The organism is Pedobacter yonginensis (assembly GCF_003173595.1).
In the GTDB taxonomy this organism is placed as follows: domain Bacteria; phylum Bacteroidota; class Bacteroidia; order Sphingobacteriales; family Sphingobacteriaceae; genus Pedobacter; species Pedobacter yonginense.
On record NZ_QGNZ01000007.1, the window covers coordinates 1 to 3,069 of the forward strand.

1 rRNA gene is annotated in these 3,069 nt (G+C 51.3%); it reads left to right on the forward strand.

The features are described from left to right. Positions 1-82 precede the first annotated feature (82 nt). Positions 83-2,959 (forward strand): 23S ribosomal RNA (locus tag DHW03_RS19105). Positions 2,960-3,069: the final 110 nt, after the last annotated feature.

Genomic DNA, 3,069 nt, shown 5'->3' on the forward strand with positions numbered 1-3,069 from the left:
AGCAGCGATGCGATCTGTGGTATGAGACATCATGACAAGAGCGAAAAAAGCATACCGTACGGCGCAAAAGGCGTACAGGTAGAAGAAAGTAAAGAAGAGTACACGGGGGATGCCTTGGCTCTCAGAGGCGATGAAGGACGTGATAAGCTGCGATAAGCGCCGGGGATCTGCAAATATGAGCTGATCCGGCGATTTCCGAATGGGGCAACCCGGCATGTTGAAGACATGTCACCAATATGGAGCAAACCTGCCGAACTGAAACATCTAAGTAAGCAGAGGAAGAGAAAATAACAATGATTTCCTGAGTAGTGGCGAGCGAAAGGGAAAGAGCCCAAACCATCCATGTTACGGCATAGGTGGGGTTGTAGGACTGCAACGTGGCATCAAGGAACAGAAGTGGAACGGGATGGGAATCCCGGCGATACAAGGTGACAGCCCTGTACACGTATAGAACCTTGGCCTAGCAGTATCCTGAGTACCGCGAGGTCGGAGACGCCTTGTGGGAATCTGCCGGCACCATCCGGTAAGGCTAAATACTCCTGAGAGACCGATAGTGAACCAGTACCGTGAGGGAAAGGTGAAAAGAACCCCGAACAGGGGAGTGAAATAGAACCTGAAACCGTGTACTTACAAGCGGTCGGAGCGTCCAGGTGGCGTGACGGCGTGCCTTTTGCATAATGAGCCTACGAGTTACTCTTTCCTGGCAAGGTTAAGTGCTTCAGGCACGGATCCGAAGCGAAAGCGAGTCTGAATAGGGCGTATAGTCAGGGGAGGTAGACGCGAAACCTTGTGATCTACCCATGGACAGGTTGAAGGTGCGGTAACACGTACTGGAGGACCGAACCGATAAACGTTGAAAAGTTTCCGGATGATCTGTGGGTAGGGGTGAAAGGCTAATCAAACTGGGAAATAGCTCGTACTCCCCGAAATGTTTTTAGGAACAGCGTCGGTATAGAGTTACATAGAGGTAGAGCTACTGATTGGGTGCGGGGGAGTCAAATCCTACCAAATCCAGACAAACTCCGAATGCTATGTAATATGACCGGCAGTGAGGCCCGGGGTGCTAAGGTCACGGGCCGAGAGGGAAAGAACCCAGACCATCAGCTAAGGTCCCCAAGTTACAGTTAAGTTGAACTAACGAGGTCCGATTGCACAGACAGCTAGGATGTTGGCTTGGAAGCAGCCATTCATTTAAAGAGTGCGTAACAGCTCACTAGTCGAGCGATCGGGCATGGATAATAAACGGGCATTAAATTGTACACCGAAGCTATGGGATTGAAATATATCGGTAGGGGAGCATTCCATGTGCGGCGAAGGTATCTGGTAATGGGTGCTGGAGCGCATGGAAAAGCAAATGTAGGCATAAGTAACGATAAGGCGGGAGAGAAACCCGCCCACCGAAAGGATAAGGTTTCCTGATCAACGCTAATCGGATCAGGGTCAGTCGGGACCTAAGGAGAACCCGAAGGGGAAATTCGATGGACAACTGGTTAATATTCCAGTACTTTTTATAACTGCGATGTGGGGACGGAGTAGTGACACTGCCGCGATCTGACGGAATAGATCGTTGAAGACTGTAGGTATTGGAACGGTAGGCAAATCCGCCGATCCAGCTGAGCGTCGATAGTACCGCGAGCCCTCGGGTGAGCGGATAGCGCAGGTAATCAGACTTCCAAGAAAAACCGCTAAGCTCCAGGTTATAAAAACCCGTACCGCAAACCGACACAGGTATCCGGGAAGAGGATTCTAAGGTGCTCGAGTGAATCATGGCTAAGGAACTCGGCAAAATGGCCCTGTAACTTCGGGAGAAGGGGCGCTGGTAGCAATATCAGCCGCAGTGAAAAGGCCCAGGCGACTGTTTAACAAAAACACATGGCTTTGCAAAATCGAAAGATGAGGTATAAGGCCTGACACCTGCCCGGTGCTGGAAGGTTAAGAGGGGATGTCATCCGCAAGGAGAAGCATTGAATCGAAGCCCCAGTAAACGGCGGCCGTAACTATAACGGTCCTAAGGTAGCGAAATTCCTTGTCGGGTAAGTTCCGACCTGCACGAATGGTGTAACGATCTGGGCGCTGTCTCAGCCATGAGCTCGGTGAAATTGTGGTCCCGGTGAAGACGCCGGGTACCCGCAACGGGACGGAAAGACCCCATGCACCTTCACTACAGTTTAACATTGACACTGGCTACAGGATGTGTAGGATAGGTGGGAGGCTTTGAAGCGGCGTCGCTAGGCGTCGTGGAGCCAACGTTGAAATACCACCCTTTCTGTATTCGGTGTCTAATCCCGCTAAGCGGGAGACATTGTTTGATGGGTAGTTTGACTGGGGTGGTCGCCTCCAAAAAGGTAACGGAGGCTTTCAAAGGTAAGCTCAGTACGCTTGGTAACCGTACGCGGAGTGCAATAGCATAAGCTTGCTTGACTGTGAGACAGACAAGTCGATCAGGGTCGAAAGACGGATATAGTGATCCGGTGGTTCTGCATGGAAGGGCCATCGCTCAAAGGATAAAAGGTACGCTGGGGATAACAGGCTGATCTCCCCCAAGAGCTCATATCGACGGGGAGGTTTGGCACCTCGATGTCGGCTCGTCACATCCTGGGGCTGGAGAAGGTCCCAAGGGTTCGGCTGTTCGCCGATTAAAGTGGCACGCGAGCTGGGTTCAGAACGTCGCGAGACAGTTCGGTCCCTATCTGTTGTGGGCGTAGGAATTTTGAGTGGGGCTGACCTTAGTACGAGAGGACCGGGTTGGACCAGCCTCTAGTGAATCTGTTGTTCCGCCAGGGGCATTGCAGAGTAGCTACGCTGGGAATAGATAAGCGCTGAAAGCATCTAAGTGCGAAACTAGCCACGAGATGAGAATTCCATATAGGACCGTAGAAGACTACTACGTTGATAGGCTACAGATGTAAAGGTGGCGACACCACAGTCGAGTAGTACTAATCATCCGAGGCTTTCAAGGCAACAACATCGTTGTTTGTTCTTCTAACATAACTTCTTTCAATAATATGTCATTTAGGCCAATGGTTGCAGGACCGGGGGCATGGCGGACCATTTCCGCCCTGAGACCCA